This is a genomic window from Cupriavidus sp. F041 (assembly GCF_057814235.1).
This window is the reverse complement of sequence record NZ_JBVASY010000002.1, coordinates 2,538,872-2,560,812: the sequence shown is the minus strand read 5'-3', so window position 1 is coordinate 2,560,812 and position 21,941 is coordinate 2,538,872. Positions and strand designations below refer to the sequence as shown.

17 protein-coding genes, 1 tRNA gene and 1 pseudogene are annotated in these 21,941 nt (G+C 65.7%); 13 read left to right on the top strand and 6 right to left on the bottom strand.

Annotation, left to right across the window (positions count from 1 at the left end; translation table 11 throughout):
- Positions 1-51: 51 nt before the first annotated feature.
- The 3 genes and pseudogenes from ACZY0R_RS29185 to ACZY0R_RS29175 form a co-directional block, all read left to right on the top strand.
- A complete protein-coding gene (locus ACZY0R_RS29185) occupies positions 52-1,392 on the top strand; it encodes an adenylosuccinate synthase (RefSeq protein ID WP_488863301.1) in 1,341 nt (446 codons plus the stop codon).
- Positions 1,393-1,535: 143 nt separating this feature from the next.
- Positions 1,536-2,096 (top strand): phosphoribosyltransferase, encoded by a 561-nt coding sequence (locus tag ACZY0R_RS29180; RefSeq protein ID WP_035874888.1) that lies wholly within the window; start codon positions 1,536-1,538, stop codon positions 2,094-2,096.
- A 330-nt stretch (positions 2,097-2,426) separates the two neighbouring features.
- A pseudogene (locus ACZY0R_RS29175) lies at positions 2,427-2,807 on the top strand (transposase); the annotation flags it as partial.
- A gap of 6 nt (positions 2,808-2,813) precedes the next feature.
- Here the strand turns inward: ACZY0R_RS29175 and ACZY0R_RS29170 are convergent.
- From ACZY0R_RS29170 to ACZY0R_RS29160, 3 genes are all read right to left on the bottom strand, one after another.
- On the bottom strand, positions 2,814-3,425 hold the full coding sequence (locus ACZY0R_RS29170) for an NAD(P)-dependent oxidoreductase (RefSeq protein WP_488863298.1): 612 nt from the start codon (positions 3,423-3,425) through the stop codon (positions 2,814-2,816).
- Positions 3,426-3,556: 131 nt separating this feature from the next.
- Positions 3,557-3,991: an Rrf2 family transcriptional regulator gene (locus tag ACZY0R_RS29165; protein ID WP_045239423.1), complete on the bottom strand. Its 435-nt coding sequence runs from the start codon at positions 3,989-3,991 to the stop codon at positions 3,557-3,559.
- 451 nt (positions 3,992-4,442) lie between these two features.
- Positions 4,443-4,529 (bottom strand) — tRNA-Leu (locus tag ACZY0R_RS29160).
- A 70-nt stretch (positions 4,530-4,599) separates the two neighbouring features.
- On the opposite strand from ACZY0R_RS29160, the gene rnr reads away from it, so the two are divergent.
- The 3 genes from rnr to ACZY0R_RS29145 all read left to right on the top strand — a co-directional run bounded on the left by rnr (position 4,600) and on the right by ACZY0R_RS29145 (position 8,771).
- On the top strand, positions 4,600-7,188 hold the full coding sequence (gene rnr, locus ACZY0R_RS29155; protein ID WP_488863296.1) for a ribonuclease R: 2,589 nt from the start codon (positions 4,600-4,602) through the stop codon (positions 7,186-7,188).
- Between the two features lie 76 nt (positions 7,189-7,264).
- Positions 7,265-8,008 carry a 23S rRNA (guanosine(2251)-2'-O)-methyltransferase RlmB gene (gene rlmB, locus ACZY0R_RS29150; protein ID WP_045239456.1) on the top strand — a complete coding sequence of 248 codons (744 nt, stop codon included), beginning with the start codon at positions 7,265-7,267 and terminating at the stop codon, positions 8,006-8,008.
- Between the two features lie 4 nt (positions 8,009-8,012).
- A complete protein-coding gene (locus ACZY0R_RS29145; RefSeq protein ID WP_488866246.1) occupies positions 8,013-8,771 on the top strand; it encodes an SIR2 family NAD-dependent protein deacylase in 759 nt (252 codons plus the stop codon).
- A gap of 174 nt (positions 8,772-8,945) precedes the next feature.
- Here ACZY0R_RS29145 and tal read toward each other — a convergent pair whose 3' ends face one another.
- Positions 8,946-9,884 carry a transaldolase gene (gene tal / locus ACZY0R_RS29140; protein ID WP_488863294.1) on the bottom strand — a complete coding sequence of 313 codons (939 nt, stop codon included), beginning with the start codon at positions 9,882-9,884 and terminating at the stop codon, positions 8,946-8,948.
- A 176-nt stretch (positions 9,885-10,060) separates the two neighbouring features.
- On the opposite strand from tal, the gene rpiA reads away from it, so the two are divergent.
- On the top strand, positions 10,061-10,747 hold the full coding sequence (gene rpiA, locus ACZY0R_RS29135; RefSeq protein ID WP_488863292.1) for a ribose-5-phosphate isomerase RpiA: 687 nt from the start codon (positions 10,061-10,063) through the stop codon (positions 10,745-10,747).
- A gap of 106 nt (positions 10,748-10,853) precedes the next feature.
- On the opposite strand, the gene ACZY0R_RS29130 is transcribed toward rpiA, so the two are convergent.
- Both ACZY0R_RS29130 and argA read right to left on the bottom strand, forming a co-directional pair.
- Positions 10,854-11,129, bottom strand: coding sequence for an oxidative damage protection protein (locus ACZY0R_RS29130; RefSeq protein ID WP_035874906.1), 276 nt, complete (start codon positions 11,127-11,129; stop codon positions 10,854-10,856).
- Positions 11,130-11,239: 110 nt separating this feature from the next.
- Positions 11,240-12,676: an amino-acid N-acetyltransferase gene (gene argA, locus ACZY0R_RS29125; RefSeq protein ID WP_488863290.1), complete on the bottom strand. Its 1,437-nt coding sequence runs from the start codon at positions 12,674-12,676 to the stop codon at positions 11,240-11,242.
- Between the two features lie 23 nt (positions 12,677-12,699).
- Here argA and hrpA point away from each other — a divergent pair, with 23 nt between their 5' ends.
- From hrpA to ACZY0R_RS29095, 6 genes are all read left to right on the top strand, one after another.
- Positions 12,700-16,980, top strand: coding sequence for an ATP-dependent RNA helicase HrpA (gene hrpA / locus ACZY0R_RS29120; protein ID WP_488863287.1), 4,281 nt, complete (start codon positions 12,700-12,702; stop codon positions 16,978-16,980).
- Between the two features lie 135 nt (positions 16,981-17,115).
- Positions 17,116-18,102 carry a YVTN family beta-propeller repeat protein gene (locus ACZY0R_RS29115; protein ID WP_488866244.1) on the top strand — a complete coding sequence of 329 codons (987 nt, stop codon included), beginning with the start codon at positions 17,116-17,118 and terminating at the stop codon, positions 18,100-18,102.
- Positions 18,103-18,212: 110 nt separating this feature from the next.
- Entirely contained in the window at positions 18,213-19,079 is an 867-nt protein-coding gene (locus ACZY0R_RS29110; protein ID WP_488863285.1) for a polysaccharide deacetylase family protein, read from the top strand.
- Entirely contained in the window at positions 19,079-20,053 is a 975-nt protein-coding gene (locus ACZY0R_RS29105) for a sterol desaturase family protein (RefSeq protein WP_488863283.1), read from the top strand. Before ACZY0R_RS29110 ends, ACZY0R_RS29105 begins: the two co-directional genes overlap by 1 nt.
- A 162-nt stretch (positions 20,054-20,215) precedes the next feature.
- Positions 20,216-21,091, top strand: coding sequence for an EI24 domain-containing protein (locus ACZY0R_RS29100; RefSeq protein WP_488863281.1), 876 nt, complete (start codon positions 20,216-20,218; stop codon positions 21,089-21,091).
- Positions 21,092-21,103: 12 nt separating this feature from the next.
- Positions 21,104-21,937 carry a competence/damage-inducible protein A gene (locus ACZY0R_RS29095; RefSeq protein WP_441632148.1) on the top strand — a complete coding sequence of 278 codons (834 nt, stop codon included), beginning with the start codon at positions 21,104-21,106 and terminating at the stop codon, positions 21,935-21,937.
- Positions 21,938-21,941: the final 4 nt, after the last annotated feature.

Genomic DNA, 21,941 nt, shown 5'->3' with positions numbered 1-21,941 from the left:
TGACCTGCAACGAGAGTAAAATACGTTTTTAACCCACTGACCAAAATCAACATGTCCGCTTCTGCAGTAAGCCAGGGACGCAATGTCGTCGTGATCGGCACCCAATGGGGTGACGAAGGCAAAGGGAAAATCGTCGATTGGCTTACCGATCATGCAAAGGGCGTGGTGCGGTTCCAGGGCGGCCACAACGCTGGCCATACGCTCATCATCGGCGGCAAGAAGACCATCCTGCGCCTGATCCCTTCGGGCATCATGCGCGCTGGCACGATTTGCTACATCGGCAACGGTGTGGTGCTGTCGCCCGAGGCGCTCTTCCGTGAGATCGAGGAACTGGAAAGCGCCGGCCTGCAGGTGCAGAACCGCCTGCGCATTTCCGAAGCGACCACGCTGATCCTGCCATACCACGTCGCCATCGACAAAGCCCGCGAGGCGCGCCGTGGCGCCGACAAGATCGGCACCACCGGCCGCGGTATCGGTCCGGCCTATGAGGACAAGGTTGCCCGCCGCGCGCTGCGCGTGCAGGACCTGTTCGATCCGAAGGCGTTCGCCGAGAAGCTGCGCGAGAACCTCGACCTGCATAACTTCATGCTGACCCAGTACCTGGGCGCCGAAGCGGTCGACTTCCAGGCGACGCTGGACGAGATGCTGGCCTTCGCGCCGCGCCTGGCGCCGATGGTGGCCGACGTGTCGGCCGAGCTGTATGCGGTCAACGCTGCCGGCGACAACCTGATGTTCGAAGGCGCGCAGGGCACCCTGCTCGACGTCGACCACGGCACCTATCCGTTCGTCACCTCCAGCAACTGCGTGGCCGGTGCGGCCGCCGCCGGCGCCGGCGTTGGCCCGGGCCGCCTGAACTACATCCTGGGCATTACCAAGGCTTACTGCACCCGCGTGGGTTCGGGCCCGTTCCCCAGCGAGCTGTACGACAACGACAACCCCAAGCGCCAGGATCCGATCGGCGTGCGCCTGGCCAACGTCGGCAAGGAATTCGGCTCGGTCACCGGCCGTCCGCGCCGTACCGGCTGGCTCGATGCCGCCGCGCTCAAGCGTTCGGTGCAGATCAACGGCGTGTCGGGCCTGTGCATGACCAAGCTCGACGTGCTTGATGGCCTCGAAACCCTCAAGCTGTGCGTGGGTTACGAACTGGACGGCAAGACCGTCGATATCCTGCCGCGTGGTTCGGATGCCGTGGCGCGCTGCATACCGGTGTACGAGGAATTCCCCGGCTGGAACGAGTCCACCTTCGGCGTGAAGACCTGGGATGCGCTGCCGGAACAGGCCCGCACCTACCTCAAGCGCATCGAGGAAGTAGTCGGTATCCCGATCGACATGATCTCGACCGGCCCGGACCGCGACGAAACCATCCTGCTGCGCCACCCGTACGTGGCCTGACGTTGTCTGTGCCCGGAAGGGCGCCGCGCGACTGACGCGCCGCCGGTACAGGACGGCAAAAGCACAAGAGCAAATCGGCCCGCGCAAGCGGGCCGAAACTTTATCGGTCGACAGACCTCAAGCCGAAGAGCCAAGAATAAATCATGACCCTGCCATCGAATGACGAAGAGAACCTGTGGGTCTCCTGGGACGAATACCACAGCCTGATCGCACGCCTGGCGCTGAACGTCCACGAGTCGGGCTGGAAGTTTGACAAAATCCTGTGCCTGGCGCGCGGCGGCCTGCGCGTGGGCGACCAGATGTCACGCATTTTCGACGTGCCCCTGGCCATTCTGGCCACCAGCAGCTACCGCGAAGCGGCTGGCACCCAGCAGGGCGATCTCGATATCGCGCAGTACATCACCATGACCCGGGGCGACCTCTCCGGCAAGATCCTGCTGGTCGACGACCTGGTCGATTCCGGCGTCACGCTGGAGCGCGTGGGCCGCCATTTGCAGGAGCGCTATCCCGCCGTGACGGAAGTCCGCTCGTCGGTGCTGTGGTACAAGGCATGCTCGAAGGTCAAGCCGGATTACCACGTTACCTTCCTGCCGACGAACCCCTGGATTCACCAGCCGTTCGAAGAGTACGACACGCTGCGCCCGCACAACCTTGCGGCCTGGCTCAAGCGCGGCAAGCATGCCGCTGGCAGCAGCCAGGGCTGAAGCTGCGGCTGGCCCCAGCCGCATGGCTGAAATGGCCGCGGCGGCGAAGCAGGGCGGCGATGAGCCGCCCTTTTTTTGTCGCTTAGTAGTTGTTCATCGGGCGCGCCCGTCCCCGAAGGATGAAGCGCGCTTGCGGTCAGTGCCTTGCAATTGGATGGGGATAAGATGGCACGTGGTGTCGGCAACGAGGTCGGCCCGTCCTTGGTGCCCCGAGCCCGTTTAGTAGTTGGACCCGCAGCCCTGCGAGCACCCCGAATTGTGACCAAGGGTGGTGACACCCCGAAACACGCCTAGTAGATTTCGACAACGAGGGCTGCTGCCGATGCCGTTAATCTGGTGTCCTGGGCAGGCCTGTGCCCGCGCAATGACGAGAGTGCTGGCAAGCGGCGCAGCACCCGAGTGCGCAAGAGCGGCACCTGGCTCAAGACCGCCCTGGTGACGGCTGCCTGGGCGGCTGTGCGGGTCAAGACCAGCTATCTGCACGCCCAGTTCCTGCGCCTCAAGGCGCGCCGCGGCGCCAAGAAGGCCATCCTCGCGGTGGCTGCTTCCATGCTCACGGCCGCCTACCACATGCTCCGGGATGGCGCTGAGTATGCCGACCTTGGCCCCGATTACTTCGACCGTCACGACGTCAACAAAACCATCCGTCGCCTGCTCAAACGCCTCGCCGACCTCGGGTGTCAAGTGGATCCCATGGCTCATGCTGTCTAACGCTTCCTAGTAGGCCACCGTGTAGCGCTGGCGCAAGTGCGCCGGCTTTTCCACTTCGTCGATCATGGCAATGGCATAGTCCTCCATCGAGATCCAGCTCTTGCCGCCGGCATCGGATAGCAGCGTTTCCTCGCCGACCCGATAGGCACCAGTGCGGGTGCCCGGCTCGAACAGCGCGGCGGGGGAGAGAAAGGTCCAGTCCAGTGTGGTCTCGGCACGCAAGGCGTTCAGGAAGTCGCGTCCTGCCAGTGCTTCCGCCTTGTAGGCCTCGGGGAACTGCGGCGTATCGATCAGTTGCACGCCGGGGGCCACATAGAGGCTGCCGGCTCCGCCTACTACCAGCAGACGCGGCACGGCAGCTGCATTGGCCGCGCCAACAATCTGCGCGGCGCTGGTTTGCAGGAAACGCACGGTGCTGATCGCTACGTCATGGCCGGCGAGGGCACTGGCCAGGGCGTGGGTGTCGGCCACGTCGGCGTCGCGCGTGGCAAGCCCCTGCCGCGCGGGCAGTCTCTCTGCCTGGCGTGCGATGGCGGTGACGGTGTGGCCACGGCGCAGCGCTTCGTCGATAAGGCGGGTGCCGACGCGGCCGGTAGCGCCGATGATTGCGATCTTCATGCTCAACTCCTTGCGTGGTTGCTTGGTCAGGCTGCTTCACCGAAGGGTGAGGTCAGCATAGTCAAACCCGTGCCTGGCACGAGTTTCATGTCGATATGAAACCATTGTGGTTACACATCGGGATAAAAAAATCAGCGCACGCGGCGCTCCGCGGCACGCTCCACATCGGCGAGCATGCCGGCAATCGTGATTTCCGCCAGTGCCCCATCCATCGCGGCCTGCGCGCGGTCGGCGGCTCGCTTCAGCGCCCCGGAGATTTCCCGGCCCACCATGCAGGCCGGGTTGGGCACGCTGTGATGCGGGGCGATCAGCGTTGTCGATTCCACCGCGCGGAATACATCCAGCAGGGTGATGGACCCGGCCGCGCGGGCTAGCGAGGCACCGCCGTTGCTGCCCATCATTGTGCTTACCAGGCCGGCTTCCACCAGTTGACCAACCAGGCGGCGGATCAATGCGGGATTGGTGCCCACGCTGCCGGCGATCAGCGACGACGGCAGCGGGTCGGCCGCGCTGGCCAGCAGGGTCAGGATGTGGACGGCGACGGCGAATCGGCTACTGGTGGTCATGGCGGAAGTGGCAATATGAAACCATGATAGTTACAGATTGGATGGCTCGTCAAGCGGCGACCGGGTTGCTGGGACGTCCCGGCAAAGCGCGCACTTGCAAGAACTGTGTTGTTTGCGCCGGAAAACGTCAAAAAACGCGACATTCAGGGCTCTGGATGGCGGAAGAATGCCGGGATCGCCACTGAAACTGATACACTCACCCGCAGCGCAGCAGTCGGCGCCGTCCGGGCCGCGCCCTGGCAGTTCGTGTGAGCGCCAGGCCGTGTGTGAGTGAATCCGCCTTAACAGGCGAGAATGGATTCCAGGCTCCGGAGCGGCCGCTGTTGCGGCTGTTTTTATCAAGTCGCGCAGTCGCGCCAATATCGAATCGGGAGTGCAAAGTTGCAAGATCAGACGCCGGAAAACAAAAAACCCGCAAGGCTCGAAAGCGCTGCGGGTTTTCCGTTTGATCTGGTGCCCAGGAGAGGACTCGAACCTCCACAGTGTTGCCACCGCTAGGACCTGAACCTAGTGCGTCTACCAATTTCGCCACCTGGGCGGGCGTCGAAACAACCGAAGCGCTCATTATAGCGACCGCAAAACGTTTGTCAAATTATTTCTAGAAAAAATTGAATCAGAATAACTATCCGATCCCTAGTCGGGAAGAAATCCTTGGCGTCCTGAGGACGTCCGGGTCGCCACTGTCGGCTGGCGATATCGCCAAGGCGCTCGCCGTCACGCGCAAGGAACACGACGGCTTCCAGAAACGCCTCGCCGCCATGGAGCGCGACGGGCAGATCGAACTCAACCGCAAGGGCCGCTACGAGCTGGCCCACCAGCCAAACTTCGTGGTCGGCCGGGTGCAAGGGCACCGCGACGGCTTCGGCTTCCTGATCCGCGATGATGGCGATGACGACATCTTCCTGCCGGAGCGCGAGCTGCAGAAGGCCATGCACAACGACCGCGCCCAGGTGCGCGTGATCGGCTACGACCGGCGCGGCCGGCCCGAAGGGCAGATCGTCGAGATCCTCGAGCGTGCCAACCGCTACGTGATCGGCCGCCTGTTGAGCGAGGGCGGCGTGCTGGTGGTGGCTCCCGAAGACAAGCGCATCAGCCAGGACATCCTGATCCCGCCCAAGGCCCAGGGCAAGGCGCAAGTCGGCCAGGTGGTCAGCGTGGAGATCATTGACTACCCCGATCGCTACGTCCAGCCGGTGGGCCGCGTGGTCGAAGTGCTGGGCGACTTCGATGATCCCGGCATGGAAATCGAGATCGCCGTGCGCAAGTACGGTGTCCCGCATGCCTTCTCGGACGCCTGCGCCAAGGAAGCCCTGGCGCTGCCCGACGAGGTGCGCGAAGCCGACCTGGAACACCGTATCGACCTGCGCGACGTGCCGCTGGTGACCATCGACGGCGAAGACGCGCGCGACTTCGACGATGCGGTCTACTGCGAGCCCGTCAAGATTGGCCGCGCCAAGGGCTGGCGCCTGGTGGTGGCGATTGCCGATGTGTCGCACTACGTGCGCCCGGGCACGCCGCTGGACGCCGATGCGCTGGACCGCGCCACTTCCGTGTATTTCCCGCGGCGCGTGATCCCGATGCTGCCGGAGAAGCTCTCAAACGGGCTGTGCTCGCTTAACCCGCAAGTCGACCGCCTGTGCATGGTGTGCGACGCGGTGATTACCGCGAAGGGCGAGCTCAAGGGCTACCAGTTCTATCCCGCCGTGATGCATTCGGCGGCACGTCTGACCTATAACGAGGTCTGGTCGGTGCTGTCCAATACCAAGGGGCCGGAGGCGCACAAGCGTGCCGACCTGGTGCCGCACCTGCAGAACCTGTATGAGCTGTTCCAGGTCCTGCTGAAGGCGCGGCGCGAGCGTGGCGCGATCGATTTCGACACCACCGAGACCTATATCGTGTGCAATGCGCAGGGCAAGATCGAGCAGATCCTGCCGCGTACCCGCAACGATGCCCACCGCCTGATCGAGGAATGCATGCTGACCGCCAACGTGTGCGCAGCTGATTTCCTCGAGCGCTTCAAGCATCCCGCGCTGTACCGGATCCACGCCGGCCCGAGCGAGGAAAAGCTGAAGAACCTGCGCGAGTTCCTGCGCTCGGCCGGTCTCTCGCTGGCTGGCGGCGACAAGCCGCAGGCGGCCGATTACGCCGAAGTGATGGACAAGATCAAGAGCCGTCCCGATGCGCCCATGCTGCAGACCATGCTGCTGCGCTCGATGCAGCAGGCGGTCTATAGCCCCGACAATATCGGCCACTTCGGCCTGTCCTACGAGGCCTATGCCCACTTCACCAGCCCGATCCGCCGCTACCCGGATTTGCTGGTGCACCGCGCGATCAAGGCCGTGCTGGCGCATACCAAGTACGTACCGGCATTTGCGCCGGGTACCGCGCTGAACACCGCGATCGCACCCAAGGCGCGCCGCCTGCAAGCCAAGGATGCCGCGGCCAAGGCAGAGCAGACCGCAGCGCGCGCCAAGCGCAATGAAGCCATCTGGGATGAACTTGGCCTGCATTGCTCGGCCAATGAACGCCGCGCCGACGAAGCCTCGCGCGATGTGGAAGCCTGGCTCAAGTGCTACTTCATGCGCGACAAGCTCGGCAGCGAGTACTCGGGCACCGTCAGCTCCGTCACCTCGTTCGGCATCTTCGTGCAGCTCGACGAGCTCTATGTGGAAGGCCTGGTCCATGTCACCGAGCTGGGCAGCGATTACTTCCAGTACGACGAGGCGCGCAATGAACTGCGCGGCGAGCGTACTGGCATCCGCTACCGCCTGACCGACCGCGTACGCGTGCAGGTTTCGCGCGTGGATCTCGATGCCCGCAAGATTGATTTCCGCCTGGTGCAGGAGCCGTCGGCCAAAAACCTGCGCGCCCGCGTCCCGACCACCGAGGCCGCGCCCAGGGTGCCTGCCGCGCACGCTGTGCCAGCACGCAAGAAAGGCCGCCAGCTGGCAGCCCTGCTGGGCGGCAGCTCCAAGCCGGAAGAATCGTTCGACGAAACGCTGGATCGCGTGATCGAAGAGCAATCGGTGTTCGAGGCCGTCATGACGCCGGTCAAGCCGCATGTGGGACAGGGCGCCAAGGCCGGCGGCAAACCGGCCAAGCGTGCCGCCAAGCCCAAGCCGCAGCACCTCGGCTCGAGCCACAAGGCCGGCGCCAAGCCGGCCGGCAAGAGCAGCCGCGCGTCGCGCAAGCGCTGATGGCGGGTAGTTGCCGGGGCAGCGCCACGCGGCCCCGACATCTGGCCAAGCCATGGCGGGAATGTACAATCCCGCCATGGCTAAACAAAAACTCCTGATCGGCTTTCACGCCGTCACCGCGCGCCTGCGCCAGGACGCCGCCGGCGTCACCGATGTCTACGTAGAATCCGCGCGGCGTGACCGCCGCATGCAGGACTTCATCCGCCTTGCCGAAAGCCTTAACGTTCGCCTGCACCCGGTGGACGCCGAACGCCTGCGCGGCATGGCCGGCACCGACCGCCACCAGGGCGTGGTCGCCCGCGCCGAAGACGTCGCGCTGGCCCTCAATCTCGACGAACTGCTGGACGGCATCGAGGGCACGCCCTTGCTGCTGGTGCTGGACGGCGTTACCGATCCGCACAACCTGGGCGCCTGCCTGCGCGTGGCCGACGGTGCTGGCGCGCATGCCGTGATCGCCCCCAAGGACCGCAGCGTGGGCCTGAATACCACAGTGGCCAAGGTGGCCAGCGGCGCGGCGGAAACCGTCCCCTACATCACTGTCACCAACCTGGCGCGCACCTTGCGCGAACTGCAGGAGCGCGGCATCTGGGTGATCGGCACCGCGGACGGCACGGAAAAGACGATCTATGACGTCGACTTCAAGGGCCCGATGGCCCTGGTCATGGGCGCCGAAGGCGAGGGCATGCGCCGCCTCACCCGCGAAACCTGCGACGAACTGGTCGGCATCCCGATGGCTGGTGGCGTGGAAAGCCTGAACGTCTCGGTAGCCAGTGGCGTGTGCCTCTATGAAGCGGTGCGTCAGCGCCGCCTGCCGCGCTGACAGCATGGCGGCGGACATCGACGCGCAGGCACTGGAAGCCTCGCGGCGCCTGATCGCCGGGGCCGGCAATATCATGGTGCTGACCGGAGCCGGCGTTTCCGCCGAGTCCGGCGTGCCCACGTTCCGTGATGCCATGACCGGCCTGTGGTCGCGATTCAATCCCGAGGAACTGGCGCAGGAAGACGCCTACCGGCGCCAGCCAGCGCTGGTGTGGGAGTGGTACCTGCACCGGCGCGAGCTGGTGGCGGCAACGCATCCGAACCCGGCGCATTTCGCCATCGCGGCACTCGCGGCGCAAAAGGCGGTCACCCTTGTGACGCAGAACGTGGACGGCCTGCACCAGCGTGCCGGCAGCCCGGATGCGATCGAGCTGCATGGCAACCTGTTCACCAACAAATGGCTGGACGGCTGCGGCCGTTGCGACCCGGCGACCGCCGTGCCCGGCATGCCGCCGCGTTGTGCCATCTGCGGCGCCATGATGCGTCCCGGCGTGGTGTGGTTTGGCGAGGAACTCCCGCGCGTGGCGCGCTATCGTGCAGAGCATGCGGCCGAGAATTGCGACCTTTGCCTGGTGGTGGGCACCTCGGGCCTGGTCTATCCGGCCGCCGGCATGCCCGGTGCCGCCAAGGAACATGGCGCGCACGTTATCGTGGTCAATCCCGAGCCGTCGGCGCTGGACCAGACCGCTGACACCGTGCTGCGGGGACCGGCCGGGGTAGTCTTGCCATTGCTGTGGGACGGTGCTCCAGCGGCGCCGGCCTGAACCGGTTCGCCGCCAGATCTAAAAATGCCGCAGCCCATCGATATGGCAGCGCGAGCTGCGGGGAACGTGATCGTGGTGACCACCCGCACGCATGATTTCGCCGCGTATCCAGGCCTGCGTATCAACTGGTCAGTGCCGCCCGAGCGCTGACCAGCCGGCGCGGCGCCGCTACCCTCAAGCCGTAATCAACGCCTCCAACTTCACTGCATCCGCGGCAAACGCGCGAATTCCCTCGGCCAGCTTCTCCGTCGCCATCGCATCCTCGTTGAGCTGCCAGCGGAAGGCTGCTTCATCGCACGCGATGCGGGCGATATTGCCGGCCTGCGCCTGGTCGACCGACAGCTTGCGCTCGACCGTGCCTTCGCTGGCGGCCAGCGTTTCCAGCAGGTCCGGGCTGATCGTCAGCAAATCGCATCCAGCCAGCGCCAGGATCTGCTCCGTGCTGCGGAAGCTGGCGCCCATCACTTCGGTGGGGTAGCCGAACTTCTTGTAGTAGTCGTAGATCTGGCGCACCGAGCGCACGCCGGGATCGTTGTCGCCGGCGTTGGCGGCGGCATCCCATTTGTCGCCGGCCTGCTTCTTGTGCCAGTCCAGGATGCGGCCGACAAAGGGCGAGATCAGTTGCGCGCCGGCCTCGGCACAGGCGACGGCCTGCGCCAGCGAGAACAGCAGCGTCATGTTGCAGCGGATGCCTTCGCGCTGCAGCACTTCGGCGGCGCGGATGCCTTCCCAGGTGGAAGCGATCTTGATCAGCACCCGTTCGCGGGCGATGCCGCGCTGCTCGTACAGCGAGATCAGGTGGCGCGCCTTGGCCACGGTGGCTTCGGTGTTGAAGGACAGACGGGCGTCGACTTCAGTCGAGACGCGGCCCGGCACGATGGCCAGGATCTCGCAGCCGAAGGCGATCAGCAGGGCATCCATGACCGCGTCGGTGCCTTCATGGCTGCGCACGGCTTTTTCGAGCAGCGGGCGGTACTCGGTCTTCTGGACGGCTTTGAGAATGAGGGAGGGATTGGTGGTGGCGTCTTGCGGCGTGTACTGCTTCATCACCTGGAAATCGCCGGTGTCCGCCACCACGGTGGTGAACTGCTTGAGCTGATCGAGCTGGTTCATGGTCAGTGAGTTGCTTATAAAGGTTTGGTGATGGCGCGGGACCGAAGCGGCAGGTCCCGGACGCCGCGCTGATGCATGCCTCGGGGCATTGTACCGTCGGTACGCGCCGGCGCCTGCGATGCCACGGCAATCCGGTACACTATGCGGTTTCCCCCCAAAGCAGACGGGCTGTTGTCATGACACAGGATGAACTCAAGGCGCTGGTGGCGCAAGCCGCGGCCGACTATGTCAAGGAGGTAGTGCCGGCGGGTGCGGTGCTGGGCGTGGGCACGGGCTCCACCGCCAACCTCTTTATCGATGCGGTAGCGGCGTTCAAGGAACGGTTCGCTGGCGCGGTTTCCAGCTCGGAGGCTTCTACTCGCCGCTTGCAACAGCATGGCTTCACGGTGCTGGACCTGAACGAGGTCGACGAGATTCCGGTGTATGTGGATGGCGCCGACGAGATCGACGCGAGCGGCGCCATGATCAAGGGCGGCGGCGGCGCGCTGACGCGCGAGAAGATCGTGGCCTCGGTGGCGCAGCGTTTTGTCTGCATCGCCGATGGCAGCAAGCTGGTGAGTGTGATGGGCGCATTCCCGCTGCCGGTGGAAGTGATTCCGATGGCACGTGCCGCGGTGGCGCGCAAGCTGGCCACGTTTGGCGGCCAGCCCCGCCTGCGGATGACCAAGGAGGGCGGCATCTACAAGACCGACAACGGCAATGTGATCCTGGACGTCGCCGGCCTGAAGATCACCGATCCGAAGGCGCTGGAAGCGGCCATCGATCATGTGCCCGGCGTGGTCACAGTGGGACTCTTTGCCTTGCGCGGCGCTGACGTGTTGCTGCTTGGCACGCCGGATGGCGTGGCGCGTAGCGATTACTGAGCATTGACCGGCCCCGCCGACGGGCCGCCAGTGCATGAAAAAGGGTGCCGCGAATGGCACCCTTTTTACTTCCCACCCTGCGGCGCAAGGCCGCGGGCAGGGGAAATCACGCTTGCGGCGGCGGGACGTAGCCCTGCGCCTGGTCGGCGCCTTCGCCGAAGAAGTACTTCTCCGTCTGCTTGAGCAAGTACTGGCGTGCCCGGGCATCGGCCATATTGAGGCGGTTCTCGTTGATCAGCATGGTCTGGTGCTTGAGCCAGCCGGCCCAGGCTTCCTTGGACACGCTTTGCCAGATCTTCTTGCCGAGTTCGCCCGGCAGCGGCGGCAGGTCGAGCCCTTCGGCTTCCTTGTTGAGCTTGACGCATTGAACCATGCGGGCCATGGGAACTCCTTGTTATCGTGTGATGTAGCCGGCGCGGCGAGGGAGCCGGCCGTTGCGGTGCCGCTATTGTAACGAAGCGGGGGCGAGCCTTCAGGCTACCCCCACCGCCGTCACAGTTTCTTCATCAGCACCATGGACTTGCGCTGCCAGTTGTAGAGCTTGCGCTTGTCCTCCGGCAGGTCGTCCACGTTGGCGTGGACAAAGCCGCGTTTGAGGAACCAGTGTTCCGTGCGCGTGGTGAGCACGAACAGGCGGTCCAGGCCGAGACTGCGCGCGCGGCGCTCGATGCGCTTGAGCAGGCGTTCGCCGTCGCCGGTGCCCTGCGCTTCGGAGGACACCGTCAGGCAGGCCATCTCGGCCATGCCCTCGCGCGGGTAAGGGTAGACCGCTGCGCAGCCGAACAGCACGCCGTCGTGCTCGATGACCGAGAAGTTGGCGATGTCGCGTTCGATCAGGTGACGCCCGCGCGGCACCAGCGTGCCATCCTGCTCCAGCGGCGCGATCAGCTGCAGGATGCCGCCGACGTCGTCCAGCGTGGCTTCGCGCAGGCTTTCCAGGTCGGTGTCGGAGATCATGGTGCCAACGCCGTCGTGCAGGAACAGTTCCAGCAGCACCGAGCCGTCCAGGTGGAAGGGGATCAGGTGGGCGCGGGGCACCCCGCCCTTGAGCGCCTTGACCAGGTGTTCGAGGTAATAAGCGACGTCGGGCGGCAGGTGGTTGTTCTGCAGCCGCTCGATGGCGGTGCGCAGCGACATTTCCGGCATCAGCTTGCCGACCGCGTCCTGCACGCCGGGCACCTCGGTGATAAAGACCAGCTTGTCAGCCTTCAGCGCAATGGCGGTGGCGCTGGCCACGTCTTCCATAGACAGGTTGAAGGCCTGGCCGGTGGGCGAGAAGCCAAGCGGCGAAAGCAGCACGATCTTGCCGTGCGACAGCGACATGCGCACCGACTCCCCGTCGATCTTGCGTACCAGGCCGGTGTGCTGGTAGTCCACGCCGTCGACAATGCCCAGCGGGCGCGCGGTAACGAAATTGCCCGAGATCACCGAAAGCTGGGCGCCCGCCATGGGCGTATTGGGCAGCCCCTGGCTGAAGGCGGCCTCGATATCCAGGCGCAGTTCGCCGGCGGCTTCCTTGGCGCATTCGAGCGCGGCGTTGTCGGTGATGCGCACGCCGTCGGTGAATTGCGACTCGACGTGGCGCAGCGCGAGTTGTTCTTCCACCTGCGGGCGCGAACCGTGTACGAGCACGATCTGCATGCCCATGGCGTGCAACAGCGCCACGTCGTTGACCAGCGCGTTGAGGATGTTGGCCTTGACCAGTTCGCCGCCGAAGGCGATCACGAAGGTCTTGCCGCGGAAGGCGTGGATATAGGGCGCGACCGCCCGCAGCCAGTCGACGAACTGCTGGTGGTCGGGGCCGCCGCGCTCGACCGGGTCGGCGCAGATAGCAGGCGCGGGTGGCGCGGAAGGGTCCGTGACGGGCAGGGGCTCGTCCTTTTCGGACGGCGCGGGCGCGTCGGCTAGCGTGTCGGTTCTTGCATTCATGCCGCGGATTATAATCCCGGCCAATGTCAGCACAACGCCCCGCCAAACCTTTGTCGCCGGATCGGAAAACCGATGCCGGCCAGCCGGCGCCCAAGGTCGCCCCGTCTCCCGCCCAGCCCGCTAATCAGCCCGCCGCCAGGCAGGCCCGCGCGCCTGCCGTCGCCGCTGCGCCGGCAGCCGGCGAGCGCCAGGAAGGGCGCCGGGAGCAGCGCCCGTCCGGACGGCAGGAGGGGCGCCGTCCGCCCCAGCCGGCAGGCGGCTCCCCGGCCCAAGCCGGCGCACCCGCCGAACGCCCGCCAGGACAGCCGCGCCAGGACCGGCCAGCCCGTCCGCGTCCCACAAATGGCACGGCCACGCCGCCGCGCCCGCCACGGGAAGGCCGCGAGGCCGGCCCGCGCCGCGCCCCGCCGCCCGGTAGCCAGGAGCGTCCGGAGCGTCCGGAGCGTCAGGACAGGGCAGAGCGCCAGGAACGTGCGCCGCGTGAAGCGCGCCGTCCGGTTCGCCAGGCCAATCCGTTGCCGCCCATCACCTTCCCCGAGGCGCTGCCGGTATCGGCCCGCCGCGAGGAAATCGCGCAAGCGCTGCTGGCCAATCAGGTGGTGATCGTTTCCGGCGAGACCGGCTCCGGCAAGACCACCCAGTTGCCCAAGATCTGCCTGTCGATCGGGCGCGGCCCGGGCACGGATGGCAGCGGCGGCCTGATCGGCCATACCCAGCCGCGCCGGATCGCCGCCACCTCCACGGCCAAGCGGATCGCGCAGGAGATCGGCACGCCGCTGGGCGAGCATGTGGGCTATCAGGTGCGCTTCAACGACACCATGTCGCCTGGTGCCTCGGTCAAGCTGATGACCGACGGTATCCTGCTGGCCGAGACGCAGACCGATCCGCTGCTGCGGGCCTACGACACCATCATCATCGACGAGGCGCATGAACGCAGCCTCAATATCGATTTCCTGATCGGCTACCTGAAGGAGATCCTGCCGAAGCGGCCTGACCTGAAGCTGATCATCACGTCCGCAACCATCGACGCCAACCGCTTTGCCGAGCATTTCGCGCAAGGTGGCAAGCCCGCGCCGGTGATCGAGGTCAGCGGGCGCCTGTACCCGGTCGAGATCCGCTACCGGCCGATCGAGAAGGACAAGCCCGCACCGGGCGAGGCTGCGCCCAGATCGGCGCAAACGAAGGATCGCGACCTCTTCGACGGCATCGTCGAGGCTGTGGACGAGCTATGCCGTCTCGGGCCGGGCGACGTGCTGGTATTCCTGCCCGGCGAGCGCGAGATCCGCGAGGCGGCGGAAGCGCTGCGCAAGCACCATCCGCCGCATACCGAGATCCTGCCGCTGTTCGCGCGACTGTCGGTGCAGGAGCAGGAACGCGTGTTCCGGCCCTCCAATGCCCGCCGCATCGTGCTGGCGACCAACGTGGCCGAAACCTCGCTGACGGTGCCAGGCATCCGTTATGTGGTCGATACCGGGATGGCGCGGGTCAAACGCTATTCCTACCGCAACAAGGTCGAGCAGTTGCAGATCGAGGCGATTTCGCAGGCCGCCGCCAACCAGCGGGCCGGGCGTTGCGGCCGGGTGGCCGACGGCGTATGCATCCGGCTGTACGAGGAGGCCGATTTCATTGGCCGCGCACGCTTTACCGATCCGGAAATCCTGCGCTCCTCGCTGGCCGCGGTCATCCTGCGCATGAAGGCGCTGAAGCTGACCGCGATCGAGACCTTCCCCTTTATCGAGCCGCCGCTGGGCCGCGCCATCGCCGACGGATACCAGTTGCTGCAGGAACTGGGTGCCGTGGAAAGCGTGGGCGACGATGCCAACGCTTTGACCCAGATCGGACGTCAATTGGCGCGCCTGCCGCTCGACCCGCGCGTGGCCCGCATGACCCTGGCCGCGCGCGAGCACCATTGCCTGCGCGAGGTGCTGATCATCGCCAGCGCGCTGTCGGTGCAGGACCCGCGCGACCGCCCGCAGGAGGCGCAGGAAGCGGCCGACCAGGCGCACCGCAAGTTCATGGACGAGAAGTCCGAGTTCCTGGGCTGGGTCAAGCTGTGGAAATGGTTCGAAGAGGCGGTGGCGCACAAGAAGACCAACCGCCAGTTGCAGGACCAGTGCCGCGCCAATTTCCTGTCGCATGTGCGCCTGCGCGAATGGCGCGACGTGCATTCGCAATTGCTGACCACCGTGACGGAGCAGGGCTGGCGCCTCAACGAAAGCGAGCCCACCTATGAGCAAGTGCACAAGGCGCTGCTCACCGGCTTGCTGGGCAATGTGGGCTGCAAGCTGGAAGACGCCGACGGCCGCGGGCGCGAGTACCTGGGCGCGCGCGGCATCAAGTTCCACCTGTGGCCCGGCTCGCTGATCGCGCGCAAGGTAGGCCGCTGGGTCATTGGCGCCGAGCTGATCGAGACCAGCCGGCTGTTCGCTCGCACGCTGGCCAGGATCGAGCCGGAATGGCTGGAACAGGTGGGCCGCCATTTGCTCCGCGTGAGCTGGAGCGATCCGCACTGGGAGAAGAAATCCGGCCAGGTGATGGCGATGGAGCGCGCCACGCTGTACGGGCTGGTGGTCTACCAGCACCGGCGCGTGCACTACGGCCCGATGAACCCGCAGGAAGCGCGCGAGCTGTTTATCCGCCGCGGGCTGGTGGAGGGCGAGTTCGACACCAAGCTGCCGTTTTTTGCGCATAACCAGCGGCTGACGCGCGAGATCGAGAACCTGGAGCACAAGTCGCGCCGCCAGGACGTGCTGGTGGACGATGAACTGATTTTCGCGTTCTACGACCGCCTGATCCCCGCGGAGATCCATCAGCAGGCCACGTTCGAGCAGTGGTACCAGACCGAAAGCGCGCGCGACCGCAAGCTGCTCTACCTGAACCGCGAAGAGCTGATGCGCCACGAGGCTGCCGGCATCACCACTGACCTGTTCCCCAAGGTCATGCCGGTGGCCGGCGTCGATATGTCGCTGACCTATCATTTCGAACCTGGCAGCCATCGCGACGGCGTGACGCTGACCGTGCCGCTGTACGCGCTCAACCAGGTGCGCCCGGAGCGGGCCGACTGGCTGGTGCCGGGCATGGTCAAGGAAAAGGTCCACCTGCTGCTCAAGTCGCTGCCGCAGAAGCTGCGGCGCCATTGCGTGCCGCTGCCGGATTACGCGGCGGGCTTTGTCGAGCGCAATCCCTTTGGCGAAGGCGAACTGCTCGACGTGCTGATTGCCGATATCCGCGAGCAGACCGGCACCATGGTCAAGCGCGCGGACTTCAAGCTGGAAACCCTGCCCGCCCACCATGCGATGAATTTCAAGGTGGTGGACGAGCACGGCAGGCAGCTGGACATGGGCCGTAACCTGGCGCAGCTGCGCGCCGAGTTCGGCGGGCAGGCGCAGCAGTCGTTCCAGAACATCGCGGCGCGCGATGTGCCGGCGGCCGAGGCCGGGCAGTATGAAAACCTGACCAGCTGGTCGTTCGACGAGCTGCCGGAGCTGCTGGAGGTCCGCAAGGGCAACCAGACGCTGTATGGCTACCCGGCGCTGGTCGACCACACCACCCATTGCGAAGTGGAGGTGTTCGACGATCCGCAGGAGGCGGTGCGCATCCACCACGCCGGGCTGCGCCGCCTGTTCGCGCTGCAATTGCGCGAGCAGGTGAAGTTCCTGGAGAAGAACATCCCCGGCCTGCAGCAGATGGCGATGCAATACATGACGCTGGGCACGCAGGAAATGCTGCGCGACCAGATCGTGATGCTGGCGCTGGAGCGGGCCTGCCTGCAGGCGCCGCTGCCGCGCAACGAGGCCGAGTTCGCCGCGCGCAAGGAGGAAGGGCGCTCGCGCCTGAACCTGCTCGCGCAGGAAATCGCCCGGCTGGTTGGGGCGGTGCTGGCCGAATACGCGACGCTGCCGCGCAAGCTGATCCAGGCCAAGCCGTTTGCCGCGGCGCATGCCGATATGCAGGCGCAGTTGACGCGGATGATGGACAAGAACTTCGTGGCCGATACGCCTTACCAGCAGCTGGTGCATTTCGCGCGCTACCTGAAGGGCATCGCCATGCGCATCGACAAGATCAAGGGCGATCCGGCGCGCGATACGCAGCGCCTGCAGGAAATCACGCCGCTGCTGCAGCAATGGCAGCGCGCCGAGACCCAGTTGCGTCAGCAGGGCAGGGGTGTGGAAGACGCCCGGCTGGACGAGTTCCGCTGGATGCTGGAAGAGCTGCGGATCGCGCTCTTCGCGCAGGAATTGCGCACGCCGGTGCCGATGTCGGTGAAGCGGCTGCAAAAGGTGTGGGAGGCCATGCAGCGCTGAAGGCCGGGCGCGTCACCCCGCCCGGGCACTGGTCCGGGCGGAGATTGTGACCAAATGTTAGTTTGTTGCGCTAGGTCATCGGATCACAGTCCGAAAACGTTAGAATGATCGATTAAGTCATTGTTTAACGGTCTTATGCTCGCATTGCGTCGTGTAGTTTCCGGGTTTGCCGCCATCGGCACCCTGGCCCTGGGGATAGTAGCGGCGCCGGCGTTGGCGGAAGTCGTGGTGGTGCTCAATTCGGGTGATGCTACGGTCACGCTGATTGACAAGGACACCCAGAAGGTGCTGGAGACGTTCCCGATCGGGAAGGAGCCGCACCACCTGATCGCCACCCCTGACGACAAATCGCTGATCGTCGCCAATGCGGTGGGCAACGACCTGGTCTTCCTCGATCCGGTTACCGGCAAGGTCCAGCAGCGCGTCGCCAATATCGACGATCCCTACCAGATCGGCTTCTCGCCCGACCAGAAATGGTTCCTGGCCACCGGCAACCGGCTGGACCGGGTCGATATCTACCGTTGGGACGGCAAGGCGCTGAAGATCGCCAAGCAGCTGCCGCTGGCCAAGACCCCCAGCCATATCGCCTTCACCGATGATAGCCGCATCGCTTTTGTCACGTTGCAGGACTCCAACGAGGTGGTCGCCATCGACCTGCCCACGCAGACCGTGATGTGGCGCATGGATGCCGGTTCCGCTCCCGCGGGCATATGGGTCACGCCGGACCGGAAATACCTGTTGGTAGGCATGACCGGCGCCGATTACGTGGCCGTGATCGACTGGCGTACCCGCACCATGGTCAAGCAGATCCAGACCGGCAAGGGCGCGCACAACTTCCGCGCGGTGGGCGACAAGCGCCATCTGTTCCTGTCCAACCGGGTTTCCGGCACCATCAGCATCATCGACCAGCAGACCCTGACCAAGGTTGGCGACATCACCGGCCTGCCGGCGGGCCCCGACGACATGGAGCTGACGGCCGACGGCAAGACCCTGTGGGTGAGCTTCCGCTGGGCGCGCTCGGTGGGCCTGATCGATGTGGCCAGCCGCAAGCTGGTCAAGACCATCCGCGTGGGCCGTTCGCCCCACGGTATTTATTTCCGTACCCGCGCATCGCTTTATTGAGGGATGGCGGGTAGCCGGGCCACGGGCGGGAACGCCGTGGCCGGCACGGTATCGAAACTAGTAGGGCCGCTGCCACTCCAACGCAGTCACAGGAAATCAGGACAGGCATCATGAGCAAGATTTCGCAGCCCTGGCTGCCCCGCGCCCTGGTCCGCGCGGTGGCTGCAGGGCTTGCTGCCACCGGGCTGGCGCTGGCCGCCTCGCCGGCCGGCTCGGCCGAAGCCGGGCCTGCCGCGCCGCCGGCCTGCCGCGCCGGCACGCTCTACCTGACCTTCGACACCGGCAGCATGAGCCAGGCGGCGCTGATTGCCGACACGCTGCGCCGCCACCATATCAAGGCGACCTTCTTCCTCGCCAACGAGCCCACGATCAACAAGGACAGCTCGCTCGATCCGGGCTGGGCCGCGTACTGGAAGACCCTGGCGGCCGATGGCCATGTCTTTGGCAGCCATACCTTCGATCACGTCTACCTGCGCGGCGTGCGCGACGGCAAGGTGACGATGCGCCCGCAGTTCGGCGCGAATGCGGGGCAGGACGTGGTCATGGACCAGCAGAGCTTCTGCAGCGAACTCAACCGCAGCGCGCAGGCGCTGCGCAGCCTTGCCGGGACTGCCATGTCGCCGCTGTGGCGCGCGCCGGGCGGCCATACCGCGCCGCAGACCCTGCAATGGGCCGAGCGGTGCGGTTTCAAGCATGTGGGCTGGGCGCCGGCCGGCTTCCTCGGGGACGAGCTATCTTCCGAGCGTTTTTCCAACCAGGCGTTACTGGCACGCGCGCTGCGCGACCTGCGCGATGGCGACATCGCCATGGCCCATCTTGGCATCTGGTCGCGCAAGGATCCGTGGGCGCCCGGCGTGCTGGAGCCGCTGATCAGCGGACTGGAGCAGAAGGGCTTCTGCTTTGCGACGCTGCGCGACCATCCGGCCTATCGTGACTGGACACGCGGCCAGGCCGCCACCGTGGCCGGGAGACGCTGATGCTCGACGCGCTCAATGCCTGGGTAGGCCAGATCGAGGCCACGCTGTTCCAGGATGTGATCCTGCCCGTGGTCTACCAGCTCGGCTTCGGCGGTTATGCCGAGGACGCCTTCACCGGCACCGAATGGCTGCTTGTGGGGCTGGTGCAGATCGCAGTGATGGTGCTGATTCTCGGGCCGCTGGAAAAGCTGCGTCCGGTCGAGGCCGTCACGGATCGCGCAGCGATCCGCACGGATATCCTCTATACCGTGGTGCATCGCCTTGGCCTGTTCCGGCTCGCCATGTTCTTCCTGCTCGGGCCGCTGATGGACGGGCTGGAAGGACATCTGCGGCTGCTCGGCTGGCAGCGCGTGAATGTGGAAGACTGGTGGCCGGCGGTGACCTCGATCCCGCTGGTCAGCTTCTTCATTTACCTGCTGCTGTTCGACCTGCTCGACTACTGGTACCACCGCCTCTCGCATACCTACCGGTGGTGGTGGAGCCTGCATGCCGTGCATCACAGCCAGCGCCAGATGACGCTGTGGAGCGACAACCGCAACCACCTGCTCGACGACATGCTGCGCGACGTGGTGTTTGCCGTGGCCGCGCTGGCGGTCGGCGTCGAGCCTTCGCAGTACGTGCTGCTGGTGGCGCTGTCGCAACTGCTGCAAAGCTTGCAGCATGCCAACCTGCGCCTGCATTTTGGCCCCCTGGGCGAGCGGTTGCTGGTCTCGCCGCGCTTTCACCGCACGCATCATGCGGTGGGTCTCGGGCACGAGGCAATCGGCCGGCCCACCCGGCTGGGCGGATGCAACTACGGCGTGATCTTCCCCTGGTGGGACATGCTGTTCCGCACCGCCGTATTTACCGATGCCTATTACCCCACCGGCATCCGCGACCAGATGCCGCCGCCGGCAGGCAAGGGACGCAACTACGGCACCGGTTTGCTGTCCCAGCAGTGGTACGGCATCAAGCGCCTGTTGCGGCGCGGCTGACGCGGCAGGCCGTCCGAGGGGCGGCCTGGCAGCGCGCATCTTCCCGCTAGCCGTATCGTTGGCGGCGGGCCGTCGACCAGCGGCCGCGCACGCGTCCCCCGCGACACTTATGACGTGTGCTAGTCTATTTGTCCCCGCCTTTGTGGAAGCCCAATTCACTGCATGAACGATATTTTTCGCGCGCTTGGCCGTGCCCTGATCAGCCAGCTGCATCCGCGCATGCTGATGCTCACCGTCATTCCTTTCCTGCTCGCCACCGGGCTGTGGGGTGGCCTGCTGCTGTGGGGATGGGAGCCGATCATGACGGCCGCGCGCGGCGTGCTGGAAACCTCGGCGCTGACCAGCTGGATCTACGGCGCGCTTGACTGGTTCGGCCTGCAGTCCCTGCGCACGGTGGTGGCGCCGCTGTTCGTGATCGCGCTGATGATCCCGCTGGTGATCGCCTCCATGCTGGTGTTTATCAGCCTGTTCTCGGTGCCGGCGGCGGTGCGGCACCTGGAGCGCAGCTATCCGGACCTGGTCAAGTCCAGGGGCGGCAGCATGTTGGGCAGCGTGTTCCATGCACTGGGCAGCACCATGGTGTTCCTGCTGCTGGCGCTGGTGACGTTGCCGCTGTGGCTGATTCCGCCGTTCTTCGCACTGATCCCGCCGTTGCTGTGGGGCTGGCTGACCTACCGCGTGATGACCTACGATGCCCTGGCCCAGCACGCCACCGCGGAGGAGCGCAAGACGCTGATGAAGCGCCACCGCGGGGCCTTGCTCACCATTGGCGTGGCAGTTGGCCTGCTGGGCTCGGCGCCGACGCTGATCTGGGTGTTTTCGGCGGCGCTGATTTTTCTCTTTCCGTTTGTACTGGCCGCCACGCTTTGGCTCTACGTGCTGATCTTTATCTTCTCGGCGCTGTGGTTCGGCCATTTCTGCCTGCGCGCGCTGGAGCAGTTGCGTGCCGAACGCGCGGCCGCGGCTGCAGCGGCCGCGCCGGTGGTGGACGTTATCGATGTCGCGCCGTCGGATGTGCGGCGCCTTGAACAATCCTGAAGCGAGGGCATCATGGGTTTCGGCCTGATCGTCATTGGTGACGAGATTTTGTCGGGGCGGCGCGAAGACAAGCATATGCGCCGTGCCATCGAACTGCTGGCGGCGCGCGGGCTGGCGCTGGACTGGGCGGAGTACGTGGGCGACGAACGCGCACGCATCACCGCGACGCTGCGCCGTACCTTCGCCGGCGACGATGTGGTGTTCTGCACCGGCGGCATCGGCGCGACCCCGGACGATCACACCAGGCAGTGCGCCGCGGCTGCGCTGGGGGTGCCGCTTGAGTTGCATCCCGAGGCGCGGGAACTGATCGCGCAGCGCATTGCCGAGACGGCGGCTGGCGATGCGGTCAAGGCAGACCTGAATCTGCCGGAAAACCAGCATCGCTTCAAGATGGGCGAGTTCCCCGCCGGGGCGCGCATCATCCCGAACAGCTACAACCGCATCCCCGGATTCTCAGTGGCCGACCATCACTTCATGCCGGGCTTCCCGGTGATGGCGTGGCCGATGATGGAATGGGTGCTGGACCACTACTATCCGCACCTGTTCCATCTGGCGGTGCAGGTGGAGCGCTCCTTCCTGGTGTTCGAGGCACCGGAGTCCACGCTGACGCCGCTGATGGAGCGGGTCGAGGCCGCGTTCGACGGCATCCGCGTGTTCAGCCTGCCGTCTGTGGGGGATGCCAAGCGCGGCGAGCTTTATGCGCGCCGCCATATTGACCTGGGCGTCAAGGGCCCGGCTGATCAGGTCGAGCCGGCCTATGCCATGCTGCGCGAAGGTGTGCGGGCGATGGGCTTCGAGCTGGTGGAAGTGGCTGCGCGGAGGCCGGGCGATCCGGCGGGGGATTGAACCG

Bases quoted from the DNA above. Each gene is read 5' to 3' on its own strand.
- ACZY0R_RS29185 (WP_488863301.1), top strand. From the start codon at position 52: ATGTCCGCTTCTGCAGTAAGCCAGGGACGCAATGTCGTCGTGATCGGC.
- ACZY0R_RS29180 (WP_035874888.1), top strand. From the start codon at position 1,536: ATGACCCTGCCATCGAATGACGAAGAGAACCTGTGGGTCTCCTGGGAC.
- ACZY0R_RS29170 (WP_488863298.1), bottom strand. From the start codon at position 3,425: ATGAAGATCGCAATCATCGGCGCTACCGGCCGCGTCGGCACCCGCCTT.
- ACZY0R_RS29165 (WP_045239423.1), bottom strand. From the start codon at position 3,991: ATGACCACCAGTAGCCGATTCGCCGTCGCCGTCCACATCCTGACCCTG.
- rlmB (WP_045239456.1), top strand. From the start codon at position 7,265: ATGGCTAAACAAAAACTCCTGATCGGCTTTCACGCCGTCACCGCGCGC.
- ACZY0R_RS29145 (WP_488866246.1), top strand. From the start codon at position 8,013: ATGGCGGCGGACATCGACGCGCAGGCACTGGAAGCCTCGCGGCGCCTG.
- tal (WP_488863294.1), bottom strand. From the start codon at position 9,884: ATGAACCAGCTCGATCAGCTCAAGCAGTTCACCACCGTGGTGGCGGAC.
- rpiA (WP_488863292.1), top strand. From the start codon at position 10,061: ATGACACAGGATGAACTCAAGGCGCTGGTGGCGCAAGCCGCGGCCGAC.
- ACZY0R_RS29130 (WP_035874906.1), bottom strand. From the start codon at position 11,129: ATGGCCCGCATGGTTCAATGCGTCAAGCTCAACAAGGAAGCCGAAGGG.
- argA (WP_488863290.1), bottom strand. From the start codon at position 12,676: ATGAATGCAAGAACCGACACGCTAGCCGACGCGCCCGCGCCGTCCGAA.
- hrpA (WP_488863287.1), top strand. From the start codon at position 12,700: ATGTCAGCACAACGCCCCGCCAAACCTTTGTCGCCGGATCGGAAAACC.
- ACZY0R_RS29115 (WP_488866244.1), top strand. From the start codon at position 17,116: ATGCTCGCATTGCGTCGTGTAGTTTCCGGGTTTGCCGCCATCGGCACC.
- ACZY0R_RS29110 (WP_488863285.1), top strand. From the start codon at position 18,213: ATGAGCAAGATTTCGCAGCCCTGGCTGCCCCGCGCCCTGGTCCGCGCG.
- ACZY0R_RS29105 (WP_488863283.1), top strand. From the start codon at position 19,079: ATGCTCGACGCGCTCAATGCCTGGGTAGGCCAGATCGAGGCCACGCTG.
- ACZY0R_RS29100 (WP_488863281.1), top strand. From the start codon at position 20,216: ATGAACGATATTTTTCGCGCGCTTGGCCGTGCCCTGATCAGCCAGCTG.
- ACZY0R_RS29095 (WP_441632148.1), top strand. From the start codon at position 21,104: ATGGGTTTCGGCCTGATCGTCATTGGTGACGAGATTTTGTCGGGGCGG.